General features: G+C 60.4%; 3 protein-coding genes and 2 pseudogenes. All 5 read right to left on the minus strand.

Features of this window, described 5'->3' with window-relative positions:
- Positions 1–316 (minus strand): annotated as a pseudogene (locus WCB02_RS03010) (transcriptional regulator); the annotation flags it as partial.
- Between the two features lie 67 nt (positions 317–383).
- The gene (locus tag WCB02_RS03015; RefSeq protein ID WP_423956228.1) at positions 384–644 is read right to left on the minus strand and encodes a hypothetical protein; all 261 of its coding nucleotides are present in this window, start codon (positions 642–644) and stop codon (positions 384–386) included.
- A 142-nt stretch (positions 645–786) separates the two neighbouring features.
- Positions 787–1,521, minus strand: coding sequence for an SGNH/GDSL hydrolase family protein (locus WCB02_RS03020; RefSeq protein WP_423956230.1), 735 nt, complete (start codon positions 1,519–1,521; stop codon positions 787–789).
- 176 nt (positions 1,522–1,697) lie between these two features.
- Positions 1,698–2,450 (minus strand): class I SAM-dependent methyltransferase, encoded by a 753-nt coding sequence (locus WCB02_RS03025; RefSeq protein ID WP_423956232.1) that lies wholly within the window; start codon positions 2,448–2,450, stop codon positions 1,698–1,700.
- A gap of 164 nt (positions 2,451–2,614) precedes the next feature.
- A pseudogene (locus WCB02_RS03030) lies at positions 2,615–2,948 on the minus strand (hypothetical protein); the annotation flags it as partial.

Here is a 2,948-nt window from a genome sequence, read left to right on the forward strand (position 1 = left end):
GCGCAAGTGACTGCCTTAGAGGTTCGGCCAGCCCAACGGTCTTCAGGACGATACCTTTAAGTTCCTCGTAAATTGGTGATTGCTGGTTGGCTTGATAGTGCTTCTGATTGCCGACGTGCTTGACCGAAACCAGCCCGGTTCGTTCCAGGCGTTCCAGCTCGCGTTCGACAGCACCCCGGCCCGAATCAACACTCCGAACAATTTCCGAAGTGTAGAAACTGCGCTCGGGATGCCCGAAGATGAGCGCCAGCACACGTTGCTGCACACCAGAAAACAGCGCACTCGATAGGCTTAGGTTCTTTAGATTCTTTTCCATATCAACCCCATTTTGGGTACTATACACCCCAAATTGGGTACAATGTATTAAAATCGGAAAAACATCGTCATGGTGCAAAGTCCTGATTGCTCAATGGCGGCGCGGTCGGGCGCTGGATCCGAATGAACGGCTTGTTCGCCGCTGTGTGGCAGTTGTTGCAGGCGCTGGTGAGATGGTCGAAGGCGGCGGCAAATCCATCGCTGCTCTTGGCTTCGACCGCCTTTCTGAGTTCTTCGACCGCCGGATCGATATTGGCCTTGATCATGGCAGCGACGGGAACGCCGTCATGGGTCGGAAACTGCTGCTCGGCGTCGTCCAGGCCTTCCATGATCTCGTCGTTTCCAGGCCCTCAGAACGTACGTCTTCTCGCCATGGCCGGGACAAGCCCGGGCATGACGACGGGATGGCGGGCACGGCGCAAGAGTGTCATTACCCTGCGCTGATATGATTCGAACTTCAAAATCGCTCGTCTAGCTGATGTTCGCGGCACCCGCTGACCGCGCCTTGTCGACGCCGCCTGTGATCGCGAGCTTCACCGCCCATGCCACGCGCTCGGTGGCCCAGTCGCTGTCGTGCAGCCGGCTGACATCGGTCGGGTCGACCATCCGGTCGAACGAGACCTGCTCGACCTCATGCAGGCCCTTCATGAAGGCGAAACGGCGGAACACATTGACGGCGGCGTCGCGCGCCAGCGCGCTGATCGCCTCGACCATCGCGATCGCCTTGTCCTTGTTGGCCGGCGTCAGCACGGCCGGCACATATTGCAGGTCCATCAGGATGACGTCGGCCTGCGTCCGGTCTCGCAGCTTGACCAGTCCCTCGCGGATCGCCGCGGTGGTTTCGTCGAAGGAGGGAGGTGGCGGCGTCTGCCCCGGGCCTTGCCAGACCGCGTTGGTGCCGACCTGCCAGATCACCAGATCGGGCCTGTCGGCGATGACGTCGGTATCGAACCGCTGCAGCTCGATCGGCGCCTCCTGGCCGCTGGCTCCCCTGTTGGCCAGGGTGATCCCGGCGTTCGGATATTGGGCCTGAAGAAACTCCAATAGTCGCGCCGGATAGGGCTTGATGTTGCCTTCGCCCGCCGTCGTCGACGAGCCGATCGCGACGATCCTGGGATGCCCTCTGCCGAGGCTGTGCGCGAAGCGGGGCAGGCCATGCTCGAACGGGATCGGCTCGACCGGGATCTTTGAGGGATCGCTGTCCATTGGGCACCTGCGTTGCAGCCGGGACAATTTGAGGCGGATAACAACAGTACCGCGCCACGGCGAGCCCGGCTAGCCTGCGGGCGGGATCACCGCGCCGCCGCGGGCAACGCGTCGGCATTTGATGCCGGCCAACGTCCGGCTCCTGCCAAGCTTGCGACTTCAACCGCAGGACCTTGTCAGGGTATTGGCTTCATGAGCACGGTCCAAAGGAAATCCTTGCCAAAGAGCTTTCGGTCGGGCGGAGCCTCTTGCATTTTCCGCAGCGACAGGATTTCAAAACCTGGAGAGAAAACCTCTCTCAAGTGAGAGCTCGTGTAGCCAAGCCCCTGACCACGATCATCCGTAAGCTTCCACTGTCGATAGACTTCGAAATCGTCGAGCCCTGAACCGCCATCGGGCGTAAAGCATACCAGCGCGAAGCGGCCTGCAGGTTTCAGCGCGCGCTTCACCAGCCCCAGATAGCCAGGTCGCCGGTGCGGCGGAAGGTGGTGAAAGCATCCACTGTCGTAGACGATGTCGTATGTCGGCTGGCGAAGGTCCAAGTCGAATATTGATTTGCACAGATAACTTATATCCTGACCCGGCTCGTTCTTTTCCATCGCCCACGCGACCCCTTCCTTGGAAAAATCCACGGCATCGACTTGGCAGCCCCGGCCGGCGAAATATCGCGCATTCCGGCCATGTCCGCAGCCCAATTCCAGCACCCGTCCCGGCCGGAGCTCTCCCGACTCGAAACAGGACACCAGGCTTTCATCCGGCCAATCAACGAAGAAAGGGATTGCTGCGTTCCGGCTGGCATAGAGCCGGTCCCACCGCTGACTCTGATATTCCAGCCATAGGTCCTGATGATAATCCTGAAGCTTGTGCAGAAGCAGCCGGTCGAGCATCGCCAGCAGATCATCCGTCGTTACGATCAGGCTTGATGACATGACTCCTCACATCTCAGAAGCGCCGCGCACGTTAAGCGCGGGATTAGCGGGCAGGATGCGTCGAGCCCTTGCGAAAGTCATCGCTCGCCGCGCCGCGATGGGTTTCGTTGTCGAGCCCGGCCTCTTCGTTCGACCCATCCTGCGCGCTCAGCGGCCCGGTACCGTCATGGTGCAAAGTCCTGATTGCTCAGTGGCGGCGCGGTCGGCCGCTGGATGCGAATGAACTGCTTGTTCGCCGCTGTGTGGCAGCTGTTGCAGGCGCTGGTGAGATTGTCGAAGGCGGCGGCAAATCCGTCGCTGCTCTTGGCTTCGACCGCCTTTCTGAGTTCGTCGACCGCCGGATCGATGTTGGCCTTGATCATGGCAGCAACGGGAACGCCGTCATGGGTCGGAAACTGCTGCTCGGCGTCTTCCAGGCCTTCCATGATCTCGTCAATTTCATAAGCCGCGAGGTCCCAGTTATTGGCTCTGCCCGCGAACCACAGCTTGGCATGGCGC

Source organism: Bradyrhizobium sp., from assembly GCF_049581145.1.
Taxonomy (GTDB): Bacteria; Pseudomonadota; Alphaproteobacteria; order Rhizobiales; family Xanthobacteraceae; genus Bradyrhizobium.

Coding starts and splice junctions, on each gene's coding strand:
- WCB02_RS03025 (WP_423956232.1), bottom strand. CDS start 2,450: ATGTCATCAAGCCTGATCGTAACGACGGATGATCTGCTGGCGATGCTC.
- WCB02_RS03020 (WP_423956230.1), bottom strand. CDS start 1,521: ATGGACAGCGATCCCTCAAAGATCCCGGTCGAGCCGATCCCGTTCGAG.
- WCB02_RS03015 (WP_423956228.1), bottom strand. CDS start 644: ATGGAAGGCCTGGACGACGCCGAGCAGCAGTTTCCGACCCATGACGGC.